This window comes from Salifodinibacter halophilus, from assembly GCA_012999515.1.
Taxonomy (GTDB): Bacteria; Pseudomonadota; Gammaproteobacteria; order Nevskiales; family Salinisphaeraceae; genus Salifodinibacter; species Salifodinibacter halophilus.
The window spans coordinates 1-235 of record JABEEB010000745.1; the positions used below are offsets into that span (position 1 = coordinate 1).

The 235-nt window shown below is 66.8% G+C and carries 1 protein-coding gene; it reads right to left on the bottom strand.

Going from position 1 to position 235, the window contains the following annotated elements; all coding sequences use genetic code 11:
* Positions 1–223, bottom strand: a 223-nt coding sequence (locus HKX41_13555) for a hypothetical protein (protein NNC25159.1), incomplete at its 3' end; no start/stop codon positions are given.
* Between the last annotated feature and the right edge of the window lie 12 nt (positions 224–235).

The window sequence follows — 235 nt, forward strand, 5'->3', positions numbered from 1 at the left end:
TGAACAACGCGTAGACCGGCACGTCGCTGCGCACGGCGACCTTGCGCAGGCGTTCGCCGCTCAGGCGCCACAAGGCGGGGATGTCGTAGGCCAGGTAGACGAAGAAGAAACTGTTGGCCGCGACGATGATCGCGCGCTGCCAGCCCAGCCAGCCCGCGAGCGTGAAGCCGAGCGCCAGGGCGGCGCCGATCATCAGGAACAGGACACGGCGGAAATCGAACATGGACGGCTCTCG